Below are 21,269 nucleotides of genomic sequence, written 5' to 3' on the forward strand. Positions count from 1 at the left end.
TATCTTCACCCTCTGCTTAGAGGGGCTGGGCACTTCGAACGGCGCTTGCCGCCCTACGGATTTCATCGCCATAGCTTCTGCCTTAGACGGTTTATCCTAGTCGTTGAACCTTCCCCAGAGTTTCCTCACAGGAGCTTGGCTGCTGATTATCCATTGGTGCATCCTCATCATTTTCAGACCGTCACGCTTACCGTTTCCAGTTACGTTGTGGTTGATGGGGCTTTAGGAAGTTCCAGCAATTCACCCAGTTATACTCTAACCCGTTACCCGGTTAGACGCCCTAGAATCAATTATCTCAACAGTTGTAACACTGATTGAGTCATTTGATTGGATTGAGCCAGCATTGCTTGTGATGCTTGTGCAAGAATCGAGTTCTTTGTTTGTTCCATCATTTCTTTCGCCATGTCAACATCACGGATTCTTGATTCCGCAGCTGTTAGGTTTTCAGAAGATGTGTTCAAGTTGTTGATTGTATGATCCAAACGGTTTTGGCTTGCACCAAGTTTAGAACGCTCAGAAGAAACTGATTCGATTGCGTTGTTGATTGTTGTGATAGCAGCATCTGCATTTTCTTGTGAAGAAACGTCAATTCCGATTACACCTTTAGCGCCTGTTTCGAAAGCTGATGATGTTGTTACAGCTAGTGCATTAGTGGTGTTATCGTAGTAACCAGCTACTCCAGGTTTTGCTGCGGTTGCTTCAGCTTCTGTTGCCGCTGTTTCTGCTGCTAATGCTGTTGCTGCTAAAGCAGTATCTGCCGTATCAGCATCTGCTGCTGCTCTTGCTGTAGTAGCAGCCGTTCTTGCAGTGGTTGCCGCTGCTGCTGTTTCGGTTTCAACTTCAGCAGCTGTCATGAACGTTGCTGTAGAAGCATCTCCTGCAGCATTTGTATAAGCAATCAACGTATCGCTTGTAGCTGTGTAATCCGTACCTACTTTAAGAGCTTCTGAACGCATATCACCGATTGAGATAGAAAGATTTTGACCAGAGTTTGCACCGATTTGGAAAGTAGCTTTAAAATCGCCGTTTAACAAATCCTTAGTATTGAATGCAGTATCATTGCCAATTCTTGTGATTTCAGAAGCCAATTCAGTTACTTCTTTTTGGATCTCGTTACGATCTGTATCTGTGTTTGTATCGTTGGCAGATTGAACCGCTAGTTCACGCATACGCTGAAGAATATCCTGAGTTTCATTCAATGTACCCTCTGCAGTTTGAATCAACGAAATACCGTCTTGAGCGTTAGTTGAAGCTTGCTCTAATCCGCGAATCTGTCCGCGCATTTTTTCAGAAATTGTAAGACCTGCTGCATCATCTTTCGCGCTGTTGATGCGAAGTCCTGAAGACAATTTCTCCATGCTGTCCATTTGTGCGCTTTGAGCTGAGCCCATTTGTCTGTGTGTGTTAAGTGCTGCGATATTGTGGTTGATGATCATTGTGTATTACCTCCGTGTAATGTTTTTTTGTTTTTTGCAAGCGCCCAAATCCTTTTGAACTGCCTTACATAAGTTATATCGGAGGGGTTTAACAAATGTTTAGTGTTTTTTGAAAGTTTTTCTTTTTTATTTTTAATCACGTAAAAAGCCTGCAAAATCTGCAGGCTTTCGCTCTATTTCTTCCGCATGCTCAGGAAGTCACTCAAGTTGATGACGTTCGACGTTGCCTGCTTGTTTTCTTCCTGAATCTCCAGGTACACTTCTTTCCGGTGGATGGTCACTTGCTTCGGCGCGTTGATGCCGATCCGCACCATGTCGCCTTCTATAGAGGTAACCGTGATTTCAATGTCGTCATTGACGATGATTGTTTCGCCTTTTTTACGTCCCAATACTAACATTCTCTACACCTGCCTTGCAGCGGTGTCGCCGCTCTGGAATAAAGCCTGCTTGATCTGGTAGTCTTTGTTGTTCAACACAATCTGCATGCCGCTTTGCTTCTTATTGTTGATGACCAACGGCGCTTTCAAGTTCGTCGTCGCTCCGCTGATATCGCCTTTAACAGAAACTGTCGTCAGCACAATAGCATCTGCCGGATCTTCCAACTGCAGCCGCTCGACCATCTGCTCTTCCAGCTTGATGTCATAATCCTTGAAAAACGTAAACGGATCGACCAGGAAGAAACTGACTTCCACTGCCTCTACCGACTGCAGGAAAAAGAATGGAGATTCGCCTTCTGCGTCCGCCGGAATCAATACGTATTCCTTATACTCTTCAAATCCCGGAATTCCTTTATCAAACGTGATGACACGTTCTTGCCCCAGTTCCACTTCACCGAATTGCTCTGTTTGAACTTTCATGCCCTACTCCCTTTCCTTAACAAAAAAATGCCTCTTAAGATAAAGATATCTCAACAGGCATTTATTAACAATCAATTTTTAATTCGCTCCATCTATTGGAAACTATTCAACCCGCATTCTTCTCGATCACTAAGTTCTCTCTTAACCGAATCCGCACCAAATCTACAGCGCCATCGATTCCCTTCAAGACAGCCCCAAACTCTTCTAGTTCCAACTCCACGTCCGTCAGCAATCCCGCTGACATTGGCTGCGCCAATACCCCGCGGCTGATGATGACGTCGCCCCCTTCGCCCTGCCCCTGGATGCGCGCCGCAATGTTGACAGTCCGCCCAAAATAATCGAGGCGGTCGTTGGAATTCACGGCAATGGCCGGTCCACTGTACAAACCGATCCGCAATACGAGGTCTTCATTGGCCGTACGATTGAATTCCGCCAGGTTTTTCTGGATATCCAATGCTGCCTTTAATCCATCTTCCGGTTTGTGAAAGACCGCCATAACGGCGTCGCCAATTGTTTTCACGACGCTGCCGGAATTTGTTTTGATATGTCCGGTCAAAAAATCAAAATGATTGCGGACCTGGCCATAAGCACTCGAGTCGCCGATCGTTTCGTACATCAACGTCGAGCCTTTTAAATCAGTAAACAAAATTGTCACGTGATCGATGCCGATTTTCTGGCCCGGCGACAGCACTTCAGACGAAAACAAATCCCTGAACTCCTGCATTGCCGTAACTTTAGCTGCTGTTACGGCTTGTTTGTTCCAGTCCGAATGCTCCAAAGCGACGACAATGTCTGCATTACTTGAGTTTGTCATGACGACATCGCCATTCCCCGATACTGCATCCTGTGACCAACCCAAATCTGAATACAGGAGCTGGGTAGCTTCTGCCTCTTTATCTATTGCGACTCTATGATTGGCTTGAAGCACACGCAAACGCAGGGCATCTTCACCCTTAGGAATCGCAAAGCTCACGGTTTTGCCTTTTTGGATGACCTGCTGCGCTTTGACATGCGGTGTGATCATCGGGCCGCCGATGCAATACACTTCGGCATAAGCTTGGCGCACGCTTGGATGGATGGAAAAATTCAGCTCCACATACTGATCAAAATTGGCATCGTAGTTCACACCACACAGATCACAGTGAAACTCTTGCTCCAGCTCTGACAGCGAATTGTGTTCCACTTTTGAAACGCGGCAGTTCGGGCAAATGACGTTCCAGCTGAGGTTCAGCAAGCCGGCTTTTGTTGCGTACAACAACACGCGAAGAGCATCGTCCAACTCAGCATTCCATAGTCTAGCAAGCTGTACCGGCTCGATTTGTGCGACGTCGTGGTCGCCTTTGTCAGCTAAATACCGGTGCAACAATTCCACATACTCGCCATTAACAGGCGTTTTGGCAAGCAGACCCGAAAGCCGATCGAGTTCCGACAGATTGATTTTGGACGTCACCGGTTTTTGCGGCGCTTCGAAAATATCCTTTGTACCAGACGCTAAATAATCGTCCAAATACCGCATAATTTTTTTGACAGCCGGCAGTCCGGTTGCCCAGATAGCTGCATAGCCAAATGGATTGAGCGGCACAAAATCCGCCGTCAGCTTGACCCGCGTACCACTCTCCCCATTGTCAAACAGTTCAACTTTTAATGTGTAATGCTTCATCGGTCCTGACAGGTAGCGGCGTTCAACGGTATAGCTTTCGTTTTCCTGCCACTGGAACGGGAATTCCTGCCACGAGATGGGCACGAGTCCCAGCACTTTGGCATGGGCTTCCCGGTAAAACACTTCCGCACCCTCTTGTTTAGCCGGGCTGAAGCTTACCGGGAACAGGCCGATATACAAATTCATGCGGTTGTTGTCCGCCAGCAGCTGCCATGCGGTTTTACGGTCCAGTGCATATTCTTTTTCAAGCACGTACGTCTTAGCTTTCATGTTGTTCACTCCTAGGAAATCGCGATGGCAATGGCAAGCAGAATGATATGGAATATCTGGTCAGCCACAATGGACAGCCAACCCTTTTCCGGTCCTTTAGCTGTCTGGACCCGCTGCACCCAAAACATGACAAAGGTTTTGCGGTCCAAAATAATATGGCCGAAAAAAATAATGGCCAGTGCCGGCAGGGACAGTCCCCCTGAGAGGATGCCAAGTACGGCAATCACGGCTGTGTAAACTGAAACATGCATCAATAACGGCAGCCATTTGGTTGCCTTGTATTTGGCCATCCAACTCGTCTGCAAGAGAAAATCGCCAATTAGATGGCCGATTAATAATACGTCAAACTGATTCATAACTTGTAGCCTCTTCCTTGTTGCTCTTCGTATTCATCTAATCGGTAATCGCATTCAACGAGAATTTCTGCGAATGCATCAACCACTTTGCCGTCGAATAACTTCTCCCGGCAGCGGACCAGTTCTTCGGCTCCAAGCTCGAAAGACAATCCTTTGCTGTAGGAACGTGCAGTGGTCATGGCATCAAACGCATCAGCTACACCAACGATTCGGGCGAAAAACGGGATTTCTGCGCCGGCCAAACCATGCGGATAGCCGGTGCCGTCGAGCCGCTCGTGATGGGACAAGGCAGTTCTAATCGCAGGTACCATGGCGTCTTTCGGTTCCATATTGGACAGGATGTCCGCCCCGATGACCGTGTGCTGCTTGATGGCTGCAAACTCTTCATTTGTTAGTCCCGAAGGCTTCCGGAGTATGGCATCCGGTATGCCAATTTTCCCGATATCGTGCAGCAATGCCGCTTTATACAGCTCTTCACAGTCCTGCGCATCGAGCCCAAGTTTTTGGGCAATCCACAGCGAATATTTCGCCACCCGCTCTGAATGGCCCGCTGTATAGGGATCTCTTGCATCCAATACCTTCGCTAACGTCCGGATCATGCTCAGCAGCATGCGCTGCAGTTCCTCGTACATTTGGCTGTTGTGGAGTGCCAACGCCGATTGATTGGCGAGTGCCACCGCGAGATTGATATCCTGTTCCGAGAAAAAGGCGATGTCTTTTTTATTGAGCAGCTGAAGCGCACCAAGCACCTTTCCTTTAACCGCCAATGGAACCGTGATCATCGACTTGCTCACAAAGCCGCTGGAATGATCGACCCGGTTCGCCCAGTCTGGGTTGGCCGCTACGTTTTCGATCAGCTGGGCCTCACCCGTTCCGATCACTTTGCCGACAATACCCTCGTCCATTCCCAATTCGATGTTGAGGATATTCGATGCGGAGGCTCCATATGCCGCAGCCGCTTTGATCGTTTGCCGGTCTTTGTTCAGCACCCACAAGGTTCCTGCTTCCGCTCCTACTACCTGCACCATCTGCAGCAGGATGCTTTCAAGAACCTCGCCCATTTCCAAATTTGAATTCAATTGCTTCGAGGCTTCCAGTAAGGTCACCAGCTCTTGAACTTTGGATTCCAAATCCTTTAGTTGCGTCATGGACTTCCTCCGATAGCTTATAATAATAAAAATGATTTATTTTTATGCTAGTTTTATTGTTTCTTGTCGATCATAGCTCGGAATAGGAAATTATGCAATATTACCCAGATTAATTTATTTCTTTTTACTCAATTTGACATTCATATTAATCAAACAAAAAACCGCAATCTCTCCCATTTCGAGAAATTGCGGTTTTCCTGTTATTCTTTTTCCACCAGCTGCTTTAAATTCTCAAACATCATACTCCAGCCTTCTTTGCTTTGGCTGCTGTATTCTTCGCCGGTTTTTTTGATGTCTTCTTCCGTCCAGCCTTCTTCATGCGGCACGACAATTTCCTGGACAAACGCCATTTCGCAGCTGTTTTGCACCATAGAAATCCAGACGGTGACCCGGTCTTCCAGGTCATTGAACTGCGGCATCTTAAAAGAGAACATCAGTTTATGCGGCGGCTTTAATTCCAGATACTCGCCGAGTGCCCGGTAATCCACGCCTTCGCGGCGATCGACGATTTCCCAGCTTCCGCCCACACGTAAAGCATTCTTTGCCACCTGGTTGGTGTCTTCTTGCGTAAACAGCCATTTCTTCATCAATTCGGGATTGGTCCACGCTTCGTAAACTGCTTTGTCACTGGCGTTGAAACGCCGCGCCATCGATAAAGTTACTATAGAAGTCGTCAACTCGATCATCCTTTCTGAATGGAATGAAGTACACGTTGTTGTTGCTTTTACTTTACCTCAGAACGTTTTCTCAGGCAATCCAATCCTCTTTCGGAATATCGGTTGCTTCTTTTCTAATATAGTAACGGCCTTTTGTAGCGATTGCCAAAACAACGGTCAAAATCGATGCCAAAATCAAGGCGAAGAATGCAGCTGTACTTTGCAGGAACGCGCCCATATAGCCGAGTGCTGCGATGGTTCCGATGGCAGTCGGAACCATCAATGCCACAACACCGACCGGATTCCATTTATACAGGTTTTTCTGCCGTGATTCGTAATAGCCCGGACCGATCTTCAGCCATTTCTTGACGACCAATGCGTCCGTCACCAGAATCGATGCCCAGCTCATGAGCGCAACCCCTTGGAAGGTCATCGCCGTATCCAGGTGGTCGACGATGCCCCCTAGCATGAGAATCATCGCAACGACACCTGCCACCACTACCCAAAAGCGGCGGCCCGGCGTAAAGCCGAACATGTTTTCAAAAAAGCTCGACAGGGACAGCGAGCTGCTGTAGATATTGGTGATGTTGATGCGGATTTGTGTCAGCATCGTAAACAGCACACCTCCAAGCCCGAGCAGGACGACGATGTAGATGCCCGGATTTGATTCGCCGAGCGTTACGCCGAACCAGATGCCGAGGCCGCCCATAACCCCAAAACAGAAAATCTGGGGAATAAACCCGATGGCGATTGAGCCTACTTTTAAATCTTTCGGCCTCAGGAAACGCGCGTAATCAGAAGCGATCAGCGCAGTCAGTCCCATGATGCCGTGCTGCATACCGATGCACAGCAGCAAGGCTGTACCGCCGATTTGGACGCCTTCCGGCATATAAGTCCAGAAGCTGCCGTCATATTCTGATGTGGTGTTGAAGGCGACGACAATTGCCGCTATCAGGAAAATCGCAAACACGGGCAGCGACCATTTCTGCAGTTTATCCAATTGTTTAATGCCGAACCAGTTTAATGGAATGACCACTGAACCAAACACGACAATGAGGAGCCACATGGGGATGGCGGGGAAATAAGCATGGACAGCAGCGACCAGGATCATGCCTTCAAATGCGCAGTACATGATAAAGTTCGATGCGTAGATTAAGGAGGTTAATGAGGCTCCGATGTAACCGAACCCTCCGCGGGAGAGTAAATTGACGTTCATACCGGACTTGGCCGATAAGTAAACAACGATGCTGCCAAGTATGCCTGCGACAATAATGGCATAGATGGCTGAAATGATGGCATTGGCGGCCCCGAACTGCAGCGCCATAACGCTCCCCATCTGGAAATAGAAAATGGCGGTCGCGATGCCGAAGGTGATGTTGGTGATGCTCAGCCAGCCCATTTTTCGTTCTTCCCGCGGGACTCGGTCAAACGTGTAGTCGCCGGTTGTTTCGTCTCCACGATTTTGTTTCTTTTCGATTAACTCTTGATCTGCAGTAATATCAGATCTCATTGGATCAATTCCTTTCCTATTCAGTTTTCATTGTCCTTTGGGAATCTTTGCAGGCTTGGCCTGTTCCCGTTCGTTTGCTGAGGCAGATAGAAGAAAGTCGTTCTGAAGATGTGAGGGAGGCGAAAAGCTTATACTCGATTTACCAAAGACAAAAAAAGCAGGTCTTTTCCATTCATGCATAGAACTGAATAGAAAGAATCTCATACTTTCCTATTTTAACATAACATTCTAAAGAGCTGTTGCATTCTGCGTCGACTCATTCCAACGACACAGTTTCCAGCCATTTAATGGATTGATTTTTTGAAGGTAATATCCTTCCATATTTCCACTTAAAAGAGCCATCCGAGCAGTGTGTGCTGCTCGGATGGCTCTAGTTCTAAACCTACTTTAAGCTTTCAAGCGCCTGTTTGACCGTTGCATAGACGTCTGCATCGAGCATATCAATTCCACTGTGAACAATGGTTTGGACCAGGTCCGGACGCAATCCGGCGATGACTACATGAATCCCCATCAATTTGAATGTCCCGCCGATCTGCTGGATAGACTGTGCAATGTGATCATCAATGGTCAGCACACCCGAAAAATCAATCACCACATGGTTGACATTCTTCTCTGCCACTCTCGGGATGACATTGTTCAGGATATGGGCAATCCGGTAGCTGTCAATGACACCGACAAGCGGCAGCACCACGACATCTTCGAGTACCGGCACAATCGGTGCTGACAGATTGAGCAGTTCTACTTGTTTCTCAGCCTGGTATCTTTCCGAAAAACGCTCAAAGGCATAAAAGGTTTCATTCAAGCTGACATCCAAGAATGCGTTGATGCCCTTAATGGATTTGGCGCTTTCCACGACAGACAGTCCGAACTGCAGGCTGAGGCGCGTGAAAATCTCCGAGAAGATCTGCCGCGTCACCGGATAGCGAATGACGATTTCAGAAATCTTGCCTCCCGAAGCCACCTGCATTTCTGCGTTCTTTTTGCTCCACTCAATTAAAGACTCTGGAACTTCAATGCGATTTCCCCCGAGTAGAGACTGGCCGAAAAATCCGATAAGTTCCACGTACATGCAGACAGCCTGCTCTTTTTCCCACTCGGGAATGTTTAGTTCCATTTCCTGTACAACTGATTCGACCACTTCTGCCGACAAGAGGTCAGCATTTTCACTTATGTATTGGGAAAAGCCTTTTAACGAAGACATCCATTTCACCCTTTTTCTTTATGTTGAATTAATTATACCATTTGGCATGGGCGAGGATAACTGCCAAAGAAGTATTTCAACTGAATCTTTATGAAAATGTTTTTTTACACAACTCAAAACAAAAGCAATAAATGCTTCAGCTATTTTAAAAACATTTTATCCATATCTTTTTAAAGCCAATTGGCTAGTCATTGACCTTTTATTTGAATTATTTTAAGACATAAAAATGCCCCTTCGGATGAAAATCCAAAGGGGCATTTTTTAAAACCAGAAGCTGGCTTATTATTTATTCAACTGTTACCGATTTCGCAAGGTTACGCGGCTTATCAACGTCACAGTCGCGGTGAAGCGCTGCGTAATAGCTGATCAGCTGCATCGGGATGACCGATACAAGCGGTGACAGCAATTCGTTGACTTTCGGAAGGACCAGGCTATCGCCTTCTTCCTGCAAGCCTTCCATTGAAATGATGCACGTGTGTGCACCGCGTGCCGCTACTTCTTTGACATTTCCGCGGATATTCAAATTAACCGACTCTTGCGTTGCAAGCGCGATAACCGGGGTGCCTTCTTCGATCAACGCGATTGTTCCGTGCTTCAGTTCGCCTCCAGCAAAGCCTTCTGCCTGGATGTATGAAATCTCTTTCAATTTCAATGAACCTTCAAGCCCAACGAAATAATCCATGACGCGGCCGATAAAGAAGCAGTTGCGTGTTGTAGACAAGTAGTCTGTAGCGATTTGCTCCATTTCCTCTTTCGAATCGACTTGCGCCTGAATGGCATTCGCAACGATTCCCAGCTCCTGAACCAAGTCAAAGCCGATGTCGATGCCGCGTGCTTCTGCAGTTACTGCGCCCAAGATAGACAATACAGCCAATTGCGCTGTATAGGCTTTCGTTGAAGCAACTGCGATTTCAGGGCCTGCATACAACAATAATGTATGGTCAGACTCGCGTGACAACGTGGATCCTGCTACGTTTGTGATGGTCAATGAAGCATGGCCCATCTCTTTGATTTTCACCAATACCTGGCGGCTGTCCGCTGTTTCTCCTGATTGGGAGATGAAGATGAACAAAGGTTTTTCAGAAAGCAATGGCATGTTATAGCCGAATTCGCTTGAAACGTGAACTTCAACCGGAATACCAGCTAATTTCTCGATATACTCTTTGCCGATCAATCCTGCGTGATAGCTTGTTCCAGCTGCAATGATGTGGATGCGGTCAGCAGCCTGCATGGCGTCCAGGATTTCCGGTTTGATGGTCAATTTATCATTTTCGTTTTGGTATGCTTGAACAATTTTACGGACAACCGCTGGCTGCTCGTCAATTTCCTTCAGCATGTAGTGAGGGTAAGTCCCTTTTTCAATATCGCTCATGTCAATTTCTGCAGTGAATGGAAGGCGGCTAACTGTCTGTCCATCCAATGTCAAAATTTCCACGCTGTCTTTGCGGACGATGACAATTTCCTTATCCATCAATTCAACAAACTGGTCTGTCAATTGAAGCATAGCCATTGCATCAGATGCTACAACATTGAAATCTTCGCCAAGTCCTACAAGCAACGGGCTTTTGTTTTTTGCTACGAAAATCGTCTGTTCTTCTTCCGCGTCCAATAATGCAATCGCATACGAACCCTTCAGTAAGGTAAGAGCTTTGCTGAAAGCATCCTGTGTTGTTAGGCCTTCTTCAACAAATTTGCCGATCAACTGAACGATGATTTCCGTATCTGTGTCCGACTCCATTTCCACGCCAGCCAAGTAATCGCGCTGAATGTGATGGTAGTTTTCAATCACGCCGTTATGAACGATCGTAAAGCGGTCAGATGTATTCTGATGCGGGTGAGCATTGACGCGGTTCGGTTTGCCGTGAGTTGCCCAGCGTGTATGGCCGATTCCTGTAGAGCCTGTCACTTCTTCTTCCACGACGCCGCGCAAATCTGCAATGCGTCCTTTTTCTTTAAAGACCGTAACGCCCGTGCCGTTGCGTACAGCAATTCCTGCTGAATCGTAACCGCGGTATTCCAAGCGCTCCAACCCTTTCAATAAAATTTCCTTCGAGTCGTTTTCTCCAATATATCCAACAATTCCACACATAATGTAATTCCTCCATTTTTTTAAAAAATCAAAATAAGTGTTTGCTTAATTCCTCAAACACTTCTGCTTGAGCCCATCCATCTTGTTGTCCAATCGATCGCTCGACTGTTTTAAGAATGGACATAACGACCGGGCTTCGCGGCCGGAAGGTATCCGCCGAAATCTCGATAATCCTTCTCCTCGTCTACTGAAGATGACTGGTCCGTCCGATTTCTTCAGTACAGGCGCTATAATTGTTTTCCTCGCACTCACTACTATCCCCCTTTTGCTGCGGTCATAAACCGACTTTATCATCATACAGCTTTCACACAATCCCGTCAATTAAAGCAGATAGTTATTTAGGTATATATCATCACATTTTTCCGTTAATTGGTTCTTTTTCCTTTTACTATTATTTATTTCTCGTATTATATAAGTTGAACTAATGATCTTCGCCTGTTGATATTCCACAAATCCTTTATGATTCCAGTGAGAAAACAGAGGCTCACTTCGAATTCACGCTATCTCTTAGCGCCGGCGCGCCCAGGGGCTAGGCGAAGCAAGAAGACGGGCGCTCTTTGCTCGGCTTCTTGCCGGAGCTATGCCCAAAGCATCCGAAGCGTTGGGTAAAAGCTAGATTCTTTAGTTCAACATATATAGGAAGACCAACTATATAAGTTGAACTAATAATTTTTCATTGTGGATATTCCGCAAAACAGCTGCGCTTTCCTGCAAACTTTCGTGAGCCTCTGCTGTTTCGCTGCATATCTTACTGATAAATACACTTTTTTTCATTCATTATAAGTTATACAACACTTAGAAGAAAGAGCAGAATACACCGACTTCTTCACAATATAAAAAAGACCGCAAGCAAACATGCTTACGGCCTTCAGATTGCTGTATTTGATTAGTTTAAGCCCATTTCACTGCGCACAACTTCTGCGATGCGTTCCACATAGTTTTCACAGTCTTCCGCAGAAGCCGCTTCGACCATAACACGCACCAATGGCTCTGTACCGGACGGACGCACAAGCACGCGGCCGTTGCCGTTCATCTCTGTCTCGACATCCGCAATGACAGCTGCCACTTTAGCGTTGTCTGTCACTGCATGTTTATCCGTCACGCGAATGTTCACAAGTTTTTGCGGGAAAATCGTCATTTCAGATGCCAGCTCAGACAACTTCTTGCCTGTAATTTTCATGATGTTAACAAGCTGTAAGCCTGTCAGTAAGCCGTCACCTGTTGTATTGTAATCAAGGAAAATAATGTGGCCAGATTGTTCGCCGCCCAGATTATAGCCGTTTTTCTTCATTTCTTCCACTACATAACGGTCGCCGACAGCGGTCTTGTTGCTCTTCATGCCGTGGTTTTCCAGTGCCTTATAGAAGCCCATATTACTCATGACAGTCGAAACCACCGTATCTTTTTTCAAGCGGCCTTCTGAATGCAAGTGCTTGGCACAAATATACATAATTTGGTCGCCATCTACGATTTGGCCTTTTTCATCTACTGCAATCAAGCGATCGCCATCGCCGTCGAAAGCCAATCCGATATCTGCATTTTTGGCAACTACCAGCTCCGCCAATTTCTCAGGATGAGTCGAACCTACTCCAGCATTGATGTTCAAGCCATTCGGTGAAGCACCCATTGAGGTGATATCTGCATCCAGATCCGCAAATACATGCGTAGCCAGTGTAGACGTCGCACCGTGTGCACAATCAAGCGCCACATGGATGCCGTCGAATTCTTCATCAACTGACTGCTTCAAGTACTGCAAGTATTTCTGGCCGCCTTCAAAGTAATCCGTAATGCTGCCGAGGTCGCCGCCGGTCGGGCGCGGCAATAAATCTTCATTGCTATCTAGCAAGGCTTCAATTTCAGCTTCCTGCGCATCTGACAATTTAAAGCCATCTGAACCGAAGAATTTGATGCCGTTGTCTTCTACAGGATTGTGTGAGGCAGAAATCATAACGCCTGCTTCAGCACTCATCACACGTGTCAAATAAGAAACGCCGGGTGTGCTGATGACGCCAAGGCGCATTACTTCCGCTCCAACAGAAAGCAGTCCGGCAGCTAAAGCGCCTTCCAGCATTTCACCTGAAATTCGTGTATCGCGGCCAATCAGCACTTTCGGTTTGTCTTTTGCACTTTTTGTTAAAATATATCCGCCAATGCGCCCTAATTTAAAAGCCAGTTCAGGTGTCAGCTCTGTATTGGCAACTCCCCGTACTCCATCTGTTCCAAAATATTTTCCCATTCTACTTTTCGCTCCTTCAATCATTTGCTTCTGATTGTTTTAGTTAAGCTTTCGCTTTTTTATCATTTCATTGCCATTATGCCTGAAATTACTGTACTTTAGTTTCCAAGATCTTCAGGAACCTGTACGGATTCATCGACAATCGTTTCAGCTTCCACTGTGACTTGCCCCGGTGATACTGCAGAAGCACCAGAAGGAACTTCCAGCTCCACTTCCACCGTGGTATCCTCAGCCGTGACAGTAGAAGCGTCCACTTCGACCACATATTCGGTCAGTTCATCCACTACGGTTTCCGGTCCAAAAACGCGGATTTCTTCAGTTGCGGTGCTCCAGTCGGTAATGGTGATGCCTGCGCGGGCTTCACCCGTTGGTTCAAGCCTTACCGGCACCATCTTACTGTATTCAACGACTTCTATATCAACTTCTACTTCCTGAGGTTCAATTTCTACATTTTCCAGCTTTGTCAAATCTTCTGCTAAGACGCGGACCCGGGCTGCGGTCGTGAAAGATTCCTTCACTCCCTGCTCCCCAGAAACCGTTGCTTTAACAAAGCTGATGGCGTCGATTACGCTTTTCGGACCGGTTACCGTCACGGTTTCCGGATCGACAGCGACACTTTCCAGAATAAAACCATCCGCCAGCATCCGTTCATTTATTTCCGGATCGATGCGGAACTCCTGCGATACCCGCTCTTCGATCACAACGTTAACGAATGCCGGATCGACCCGAATATTCAATTGTTCGGACAGATTTTCCGTTTGAATCGGGACTTGATGCTCGCCCATCGGCAAATTGCGCAAATCCACAAAAAGCGTAAAGTCTTCCAATTGGCGGGCAGTCTGCACACTGCTGACAGGACCGTTCAAATGCAGATCTGCCGTGCTCGGTACACCGCTGACCATCAGGCTGTTATCGTGATAGACCTCAAGTTCCACATCTTCGATCACTTCTGATGTCCGGCCGGCGTCTGTCGTCCCCGTGGAACTGTCTTCCGCCTGCACGGAAAAGAATAAAAGAAAGGCTAACAGCAGCGCTGTAATGCGCAAAAACCAGCGATTGTCCATCATCTTATCCATTCTTTTTCCCCCTCCAATTCCACCAGGAAGGAGCGGCTTCCTGCTGTGCCGCCCCAAACCAGATTCGGCGCAGCTTCACTTCAAAGTCTTCAAGTGATAAATTGCGGTGCAAATCGCCATTCGCCGTCAAGCTGATGGCGCCTGTTTCTTCTGATACGATAATCGTGATGGCATCGGTCACTTCACTGATGCCGAGAGCTGCACGGTGGCGCGTTCCCAGCTCTTTTGAAATGAATGGACTTTCAGACAGCGGCAAATAGCAGGCCGCTGCCGCAATCCGATTTTTTTGGACAATTACCGCTCCATCGTGCAGCGGCGTATTCGGAATGAACAAATTGATCAGCAGCTCCGATGTAATATCCGAGTTCATCGGAATGCCGGTCTCGATGTATTCGCTCAAACCGGTTTCACGTTCAATCGATACCAACGCCCCAATTCGCCGTTTCGCCATATAGCTGACAGACTTGGACATGGCCTCAATCAGCCGGTTGCGTTCAGACTCTTCATTCAGCGTACTGCTGGAGAACAGTTTGCCGCGGCCGAGCTGTTCCAGTGCCCGGCGCAATTCGGGCTGGAAGATGATGATGATGGCCAGGAAGCCCCATTCCAGCACCTGCTGCATGATCCAGCCCAATGTTTCCAGGTTGAGTGCCTGCGTCACGAGGCGGGCAATGATAATAACAAAGATCCCTTTCAGCAACTGAACGGCCTTCGTTCCTTTGATGACGGTGATCAATTTATAAATAACGAACCAAACTAATAAAATATCAATAATATTTCCTAGAAGTTCGAGTGGTGTTTGGTCTGTTAAACTCTCCAAAAAAGGCATCTGCAACCCTCGCTTTTCTACATCTGCATATACATTCAGTATAGCATAAGTGAATTGGGCTTGCCTTCATAGAAAAAACCCATCCTTTAGGAGAGGATGGGTTTACTCTGCAGTTTGGCTGTCGTCTCCATCAAAAATAGCGGCTGCATCTTTAAAGCTGTTTTTAATGGAGTGCCACAACCATTCGAATGCTTTGTCGATTTCCTCAATTTCACCGGTAATGACACCGCTCGATGCCATGTACTGGCCATTGACGATTGTCACATTTCCTTGAAGCTCGCCTTCCACACGCAGATCGCCATTGCGTACAGTCAAGTCGCCGACTACTGTCTGGCCTTCAGGCACCACAACTGTCTGGCCCTCCACCATCAAATTGGGCTGTTTGGTAAACGAAAACTGCTGATCGTCATTGAAATTTGTAAATAACGCTGCACTCATCAGTATGCAAAAAATGGCTGCAGCTGCCAGCATTGGATGTCTTCTAAACCAGCGCTGGACACCTGCCCGCTGTCTTTCTTTTGGCAGCCTTGCCATGGTCTTTTGGACAAAATCGGAAGGTGCCTGTATATGTGATGCACTTTGGACAAATGCAATGGTTTTGCTTAATGCCTGATACTGCTTTCTGCAATCACTGCAGCTTTCCAGGTGTTCTTTTAGCTTTTTTTCATCGCTTGGACTGATATCCCCATCAAGGTAATCGTCCATAAGATGAATTACGTTTTCTGGACACGCATTCATCGCGCTCGCCTCCTACAAATTGCTCAATTGCTTGCGAAGAGCTTCTCGCCCTCGGTGTATACGCGTCTTCACCGTACCCAGCGGCAAATCCAGGATTTCACTGATTTCCGCCAGCGGCAATTCTTCAATATACTTTAATACAATAGCGGCACGGTACTTATCTGGCAAGCGGCTGATTTCGTACTGTACCCGCTCCTGAACTTCCATCCGCATCAATTCTTCTTCTGGAAGCTCATCATCATTGGCAATTTTCGAATACATGTTCAAGCCTTCCGTTCCACGCACTTCAGCATCCAGGTGATAATCCGGCTTTTTCTTGCGGATCCGGTCGATGCATAGATTGGTGGCGATGCGGTACAGCCATGTCGAAAATTTCCGGTTCTGATCAAACGTGTGGATATTTACATAAGCGCGCATAAAAGCTTCCTGAGCGATATCTTCCGCTTCCTGCTTGTTGCCAAGCATCCGGTAGCAGATCTGATACAACTGGTGTTGGTAAAGCTCCACGATTTCGGCGAATGCGTTCTGATCGCCTTTTAGTACCTTAGCTATTCGTTTATTGACTAACGCATCCATGATCTCATTTCCCTCCGCCTATGCGGCTGTACTTTATATACGTCCCTTGTCTCTAAAAGTTTCAATTATTTTTTCTTATTCTATCGTATCAGACAATACCCAAATAAATCCAACTAAATTTTGTAACGTTTTTCACCGGAAAAAGTTTCCTGTTTAACAGCACAAAAAAAAACAGGCTTTCGCCTGTCTTTGATTACAATAATTTTTCGCCGAATAATGAACCGATCAACGCAACCGCTACATCAGCTGTCCGGTTTTTCTCATCCAAAATCGGATTGACTTCCACAAATTCAGCAGAAGTGATAATGCCTGCATCAAAAAGCATTTCCATCGCCAAATGGCTTTCGCGGTAGCTGATGCCGCCCGGGACCGGTGTACCAACGCCTGGTGTGTACATTGGATCGATGCCATCAAGATCCAACGACAGATGGACTGCATCCGTCTTGCGCTCTTCTTTCAAATAGCGGATTGAATCTTCGATTACGGCGTTCATGCCCATTTTGTCGATTTCATGCATGCTGTAAACGCGGATGCCTAATTCTTTGATCAGCTGGCGTTCACCTGGATCTACTGAACGCGCACCGATGATGACGATGTTTTCAGGTTTCACTTTTGGTGAATAGCCACGGATATTCGTCAATTTTTCATGGCCGAGCCCAAAGCTTGCTGCAAGCGGCATGCCGTGGATATTGCCTGATGGCGAAGTATCGCTGGTATTCATGTCCGCATGTGCGTCATACCAGATAACGCCCAGATTTTCGTGGCGTTCAGAAATCCCGGAAAGCGTGCCGATTGCAATGCTGTGGTCTCCGCCGAGAACCAATGGAAAATTGCCCGCTTCTGCCACTTCGAATACTTTATCGCCAAGTGCTTCTGTCGCTTCCGTAATCGCTTTCAAATTACGCAGGTTTGTCGATGTATCGACACTGCCGTCTGCCTGGCCGATTTGGATATCTCCCTCGTCGGAAACTGTGTGCCCCAATTCTTCAATGCGGTCTACGACACCAGCGTAGCGAATAGCACTTGGCCCCATGTCGACGCCGCGGCGATTTTGCCCGTGGTCCATTGGAACCCCAATAATAGATATGTTTAATTTATTCATTATTTTATACCCCCTTAGCAAGATAGATTCATTGTAACCGCTAAGGTCTCTTTGGCTCAACCGCACAAAATCAGGTATATTTATTCACTTTCTTCGCAAGATCTTTTTTCACTTTCGGCCAATCCCGGTCGATGATTGAATAGACCACTGCGTCTCGCGGCATACCTGTTGAGCGGATGCGTTCATTGCGCAGCACGCCTTCTTTGACAGCCCCGATGCGCTCAATGGCCTTCTGTGAGGGAACATTATCAGCATCCGTTTTGAATTGGACCCGGATCATGCCGCGCTCTTCAAAACAATAACTTAGCAATGCCCTTTTAACCGCCGTATTGACATGCGTCCGCTGAGCCGACTGCGCATAAAAAGTAGCACCGATCTCACAGCTTTTATTGGTCTCGTCAATTGCATATATGCGTGTTGTTCCAAGAATATCACCCGTTTGAGGGTTTTCCACGGCAAAAATAAGTACATTGGACTGGTTCAAACCTGCTTCCAACCATTCAACCATGTCTTCGAAAACTTCGACTTTGTTGAGCATGTGCTCAAATATTTTCGGAGTATACAAAGCCCATAACGCTTCAAAATCGTCCCTCTTCAATAAACGCAAACGAATGTCATCTGATTCAATAATCATCCCGATCTCTCCTTTTTAAGTAAAGTATACCGTTTGAATGCGCCGCAGAAAATCTTCCTCAAGACGGCCCATCGTTTTTGCCAAAAAATAAGTGGAAACTACAGGCAAGGGAAATAAGTCGAAATGTGCCTCCATAAGTCTCCCTTCAACCAACTCTCGCCGAACCATCGACTTCGGCAAAAACGAAGCACCCAAGCCCTCTTGGATAAACCGTTTGGCAATGTGTGCCTGTGTCACTTTCATGGTCCGGATACCCGGTACATGAAGCCGCAGCTTTCCTAAAAGTTCCTCCCAGAATACCGGGTGATGGTGTGTAAACAAGACCGAATTCCGCAATGCCCACTCTACTGAAATAGCCGGGCCGGTTTCATCATCGTAGGCATCCCGCGGCAGGATGAACAGCAGCTGATCTTCGTACACAATGTGTTGAGTGATATCTTTTCCTATTGAAGGCAGGGCTGAGATTCCAGCTGACACCTGTTCGGATTCGACCAACGCTTCGATGTGCTCCGATTCTTCTACGCGAATCACCAATTCCACTTCCGGATGCTCTCCTATAAACGATTTCAGCACATAAGGCAGAATCGTTTCCGCCATCAAAGGAGAAATCGCCAATATCCATTTTTTCCGGTAGCCCTGCGCGAAAGAATGAAGCTCTTCGACACTAGTATCCAGCTGTTCCAGCACGTGTGCAGCCCGTTCTCTAAAATGCCGTCCTTCCTCTGTCAGCGATACACGGTTATGGCTGCGTTTGAACAATGAAAGGCCAAGGCTTTCCTCCAGCAAACGAATATGGACGGTTACGCTCGGCTGTGACATCATCAAGCGTTCCGAAGTCATTCTGAAATTTAAGGTTTCTGCAGCGTCCACAAAGGTTCTTAACCACTGGACTTCCATGACATCCCCCATTTCAATTACTATTCTTAATTGCTTCAATTATATATCTTTAATTTTTTTTATCAAATCAGGAGAGTAAACTAGAAGAAAAGGAGGAATTTTTATGTTTCAGCAAGGATTAAAAGGTGTAGTCGCGGTTCAGACAGCGATTGCTTCAGTAGATGGAGACCGGGGAGAACTGCGCTACCGGGGACAGCTGGTAGAAGAAGTAATTCATGGCAAGTCTTTTGAAGAAACTGCCTATTTTCTTTGGCATGGGCAGTGGCCCGCTGCTGCGCAACTGACAGGTTTGCAGCAGCAATTGATCCATTCCCGCAAACTGCCAGCGCATATAATCAAAATCGCTCAGCTGCTGCCAAAAGAAAGCTCTTTGATGGATGCTATGCGGACGCTGGTATCCGCATATCCAGATGCTAAGTTCAAAACCCTGCCTTCCGCGGAACAAGCTATTACACTGACAGCTGCACTGCCAGTAATGACTGCTCTTTTTTACCGGATTCAAAACGGACAGATGCCAATTGAACCAAGAGAAGATTTTGGTCACACCGCCAACTACCTTTGGATGATCAACGGACAGGAACCGACCAATGCGCAGATTGAAGCTCTCGAAACCTATTTGAAGTTGACCATGGAACATGGCATGAACGCTTCGACATTCGCAGCACGCGTTACCATTTCCACCGAATCCGATCTTGTCTCTGCAGTGACCTCGGCGCTTGGCACGATGAAAGGTCCCCTTCACGGAGGGGCACCATCCGGCGTCATCGATCTGCTGGATAGCATGAAAACCGAAGACCGCATCGACGCGATCATTACAGAGAAATTGGACCGTGGAGAGAAAATCATGGGCTTTGGCCACCGGGTCTACCGGACAGAAGATCCCCGGTCTGTCATACTACGCAAAAAATGCCTCGAGCTTGAAGGAGAAGATCCATGGCTGGATTTGGCAACTGTTGCCGAGAGCCGCATCATCAAACAGCTGACCGTACGCAAACCGGGACGTGCACTTTATACGAATGTGGAATTTTATGCCGCTGCCATCATGCGGTCAATTGCCATGCCTACCCAACTATTTACCCCGACATTCAGCATTGCCCGCATAGTCGGATGGACGGCCCATGCGCTGGAGCAGCTAGAGAACAATGTCATTTTCCGACCTCAGTCCGAATATATCGGAAACTAAAAAAAAGCCGTATCCAGGTTATGGATACGGCTTTTTTACACATGGATAGTACAAATACACATGGAACAATGGAGCCTAGGGGGCTCGAACCCCTGACCTCGTCACTGCCAGCGACGCGCTCTCCCAGCTGAGCTAAGGCCCCGCGCTGAACAGGCGCAAGGAATTTGAAAAATGAGCCATGAAGGATTCGAACCTTCGACCCTCTGATTAAAAGTCAGATGCTCTACCAGCTGAGCTAATGGCTCATAGTAAAAATGGCTGGGGTACCTGGATTCGAACCAGGGCATGACGGGATCAAAACCCGTTGCCTTACCGCTTGGCTATACCCCAAAAATAAAAACTGGTGGTGGGGGGCAGATTCGAACTGCCGAACCCGAAGGAGCGGATTTACAGTCCGCCGCGTTTAGCCACTTCGCTACCCCACCGTATGCACTTAACGAAAAAATGGTGGAGGATGACGGGATCGAACCGCCGACCCTCTGCTTGTAAGGCAGATGCTCTCCCAGCTGAGCTAATCCTCCATGAAAATTGGTGACCCCTACGGGATTCGAACCCGTGTTACCGCCGTGAAAGGGCGGTGTCTTAACCGCTTGACCAAGGGGCCGTGATTAAAATAAGTATGCTTAACTTTCTGCTCAGAAACTCCTAAAAGAAAACAAAAGCTTCCAACCGGATTCGAACCGGTGACCTCTTCCTTACCATGGAAGCACTCTACCTGCTGAGCTATGGAAGCAAGGTAAAAGAATCATTAGGGACAAAAAAATAAACATAGAATAGCCCAGCGACGTCCTACTCTCACAGGGGGAGACCCCCAA

The 21,269-nt window shown here is 47.2% G+C and carries 19 protein-coding genes and 7 tRNA genes; 1 reads left to right on the top strand and 25 read right to left on the bottom strand.

The window, feature by feature from the left end; all coding sequences use genetic code 11:
* Positions 1–290: 290 nt before the first annotated feature.
* The 18 genes from GJB59_RS03670 to GJB59_RS03755 form a co-directional block, all read right to left on the bottom strand.
* A complete protein-coding gene (locus GJB59_RS03670) occupies positions 291–1,436 on the bottom strand; it encodes a flagellin N-terminal helical domain-containing protein (RefSeq protein WP_142827610.1) in 1,146 nt (381 codons plus the stop codon).
* Positions 1,437–1,609: 173 nt separating this feature from the next.
* Positions 1,610–1,834 (bottom strand): carbon storage regulator CsrA, encoded by a 225-nt coding sequence (gene csrA / locus GJB59_RS03675; RefSeq protein ID WP_142827611.1) that lies wholly within the window; start codon positions 1,832–1,834, stop codon positions 1,610–1,612.
* A gap of 3 nt (positions 1,835–1,837) precedes the next feature.
* Complete coding sequence (fliW, locus tag GJB59_RS03680) at positions 1,838–2,293, bottom strand: flagellar assembly protein FliW (RefSeq protein ID WP_142827612.1); 456 nt, start codon at positions 2,291–2,293, stop codon at positions 1,838–1,840.
* A 106-nt stretch (positions 2,294–2,399) separates the two neighbouring features.
* Positions 2,400–4,223: an adenylate/guanylate cyclase domain-containing protein gene (locus GJB59_RS03685; RefSeq protein WP_142827613.1), complete on the bottom strand. Its 1,824-nt coding sequence runs from the start codon at positions 4,221–4,223 to the stop codon at positions 2,400–2,402.
* An 11-nt stretch (positions 4,224–4,234) separates the two neighbouring features.
* A complete protein-coding gene (locus GJB59_RS03690; protein WP_142827614.1) occupies positions 4,235–4,579 on the bottom strand; it encodes a DUF3307 domain-containing protein in 345 nt (114 codons plus the stop codon).
* Positions 4,576–5,727 carry a GAF and HD-GYP domain-containing protein gene (locus GJB59_RS03695; protein ID WP_142827615.1) on the bottom strand — a complete coding sequence of 384 codons (1,152 nt, stop codon included), beginning with the start codon at positions 5,725–5,727 and terminating at the stop codon, positions 4,576–4,578. Before GJB59_RS03695 ends, GJB59_RS03690 begins: the two co-directional genes overlap by 4 nt.
* Before the next feature lie 200 nt (positions 5,728–5,927).
* Positions 5,928–6,404 carry an SRPBCC family protein gene (locus tag GJB59_RS03700; RefSeq protein ID WP_425325250.1) on the bottom strand — a complete coding sequence of 159 codons (477 nt, stop codon included), beginning with the start codon at positions 6,402–6,404 and terminating at the stop codon, positions 5,928–5,930.
* Between the two features lie 70 nt (positions 6,405–6,474).
* On the bottom strand, positions 6,475–7,893 hold the full coding sequence (locus tag GJB59_RS03705; RefSeq protein WP_142827617.1) for a purine-cytosine permease family protein: 1,419 nt from the start codon (positions 7,891–7,893) through the stop codon (positions 6,475–6,477).
* Positions 7,894–8,275: 382 nt separating this feature from the next.
* Complete coding sequence (locus GJB59_RS03710) at positions 8,276–9,094, bottom strand: STAS domain-containing protein (RefSeq protein WP_142827618.1); 819 nt, start codon at positions 9,092–9,094, stop codon at positions 8,276–8,278.
* A gap of 286 nt (positions 9,095–9,380) precedes the next feature.
* Positions 9,381–11,183: a glutamine--fructose-6-phosphate transaminase (isomerizing) gene (gene glmS, locus GJB59_RS03715; protein WP_142827619.1), complete on the bottom strand. Its 1,803-nt coding sequence runs from the start codon at positions 11,181–11,183 to the stop codon at positions 9,381–9,383.
* An 886-nt stretch (positions 11,184–12,069) separates the two neighbouring features.
* Positions 12,070–13,419, bottom strand: coding sequence for a phosphoglucosamine mutase (gene glmM, locus GJB59_RS03720; protein WP_142827620.1), 1,350 nt, complete (start codon positions 13,417–13,419; stop codon positions 12,070–12,072).
* Positions 13,420–13,517: 98 nt separating this feature from the next.
* The gene (locus GJB59_RS03725) at positions 13,518–14,495 is read right to left on the bottom strand and encodes a CdaR family protein (protein ID WP_142827621.1); all 978 of its coding nucleotides are present in this window, start codon (positions 14,493–14,495) and stop codon (positions 13,518–13,520) included.
* Positions 14,488–15,324, bottom strand: a complete 837-nt coding sequence (gene cdaA, locus GJB59_RS03730; RefSeq protein ID WP_142827622.1) for a diadenylate cyclase CdaA — start codon at positions 15,322–15,324, stop codon at positions 14,488–14,490. Before cdaA ends, GJB59_RS03725 begins: the two co-directional genes overlap by 8 nt.
* Positions 15,325–15,426: 102 nt before the next feature.
* A complete protein-coding gene (locus GJB59_RS03735; RefSeq protein ID WP_142827623.1) occupies positions 15,427–16,062 on the bottom strand; it encodes an anti-sigma factor family protein in 636 nt (211 codons plus the stop codon).
* 12 nt (positions 16,063–16,074) lie between these two features.
* Positions 16,075–16,638, bottom strand: coding sequence for an RNA polymerase sigma factor SigW (sigW, locus tag GJB59_RS03740; protein ID WP_142827624.1), 564 nt, complete (start codon positions 16,636–16,638; stop codon positions 16,075–16,077).
* A 193-nt stretch (positions 16,639–16,831) separates the two neighbouring features.
* Complete coding sequence (gene rocF, locus GJB59_RS03745) at positions 16,832–17,740, bottom strand: arginase (RefSeq protein WP_142827625.1); 909 nt, start codon at positions 17,738–17,740, stop codon at positions 16,832–16,834.
* 70 nt (positions 17,741–17,810) lie between these two features.
* Entirely contained in the window at positions 17,811–18,374 is a 564-nt protein-coding gene (locus GJB59_RS03750; RefSeq protein WP_142827626.1) for a GNAT family N-acetyltransferase, read from the bottom strand.
* A gap of 15 nt (positions 18,375–18,389) precedes the next feature.
* Positions 18,390–19,271: a LysR family transcriptional regulator gene (locus tag GJB59_RS03755; RefSeq protein ID WP_142827627.1), complete on the bottom strand. Its 882-nt coding sequence runs from the start codon at positions 19,269–19,271 to the stop codon at positions 18,390–18,392.
* 103 nt (positions 19,272–19,374) lie between these two features.
* Here GJB59_RS03755 and GJB59_RS03760 point away from each other — a divergent pair, with 103 nt between their 5' ends.
* Positions 19,375–20,454 carry a citrate synthase/methylcitrate synthase gene (locus GJB59_RS03760; RefSeq protein WP_142827628.1) on the top strand — a complete coding sequence of 360 codons (1,080 nt, stop codon included), beginning with the start codon at positions 19,375–19,377 and terminating at the stop codon, positions 20,452–20,454.
* Positions 20,455–20,523: 69 nt separating this feature from the next.
* On the opposite strand, the gene GJB59_RS03765 is transcribed toward GJB59_RS03760, so the two are convergent.
* From GJB59_RS03765 to GJB59_RS03795, 7 genes are all read right to left on the bottom strand, one after another.
* Positions 20,524–20,596 (bottom strand) — tRNA-Ala (locus GJB59_RS03765).
* A 30-nt stretch (positions 20,597–20,626) separates the two neighbouring features.
* Positions 20,627–20,699: transfer RNA gene (locus GJB59_RS03770), tRNA-Lys, on the bottom strand.
* Positions 20,700–20,709: 10 nt separating this feature from the next.
* Positions 20,710–20,784: transfer RNA gene (locus tag GJB59_RS03775), tRNA-Gln, on the bottom strand.
* Positions 20,785–20,795: 11 nt separating this feature from the next.
* Positions 20,796–20,879, bottom strand: a tRNA-Tyr gene (locus GJB59_RS03780).
* 20 nt (positions 20,880–20,899) lie between these two features.
* Positions 20,900–20,975: transfer RNA gene (locus GJB59_RS03785), tRNA-Val, on the bottom strand.
* An 8-nt stretch (positions 20,976–20,983) separates the two neighbouring features.
* Positions 20,984–21,058: transfer RNA gene (locus tag GJB59_RS03790), tRNA-Glu, on the bottom strand.
* 56 nt (positions 21,059–21,114) lie between these two features.
* A tRNA-Thr gene (locus GJB59_RS03795) sits at positions 21,115–21,187 on the bottom strand.
* Between the last annotated feature and the right edge of the window lie 82 nt (positions 21,188–21,269).

Source organism: Planococcus soli (assembly GCF_016881065.1).
Lineage (GTDB): Bacteria > Bacillota > Bacilli > Bacillales_A > Planococcaceae > Planococcus > Planococcus soli.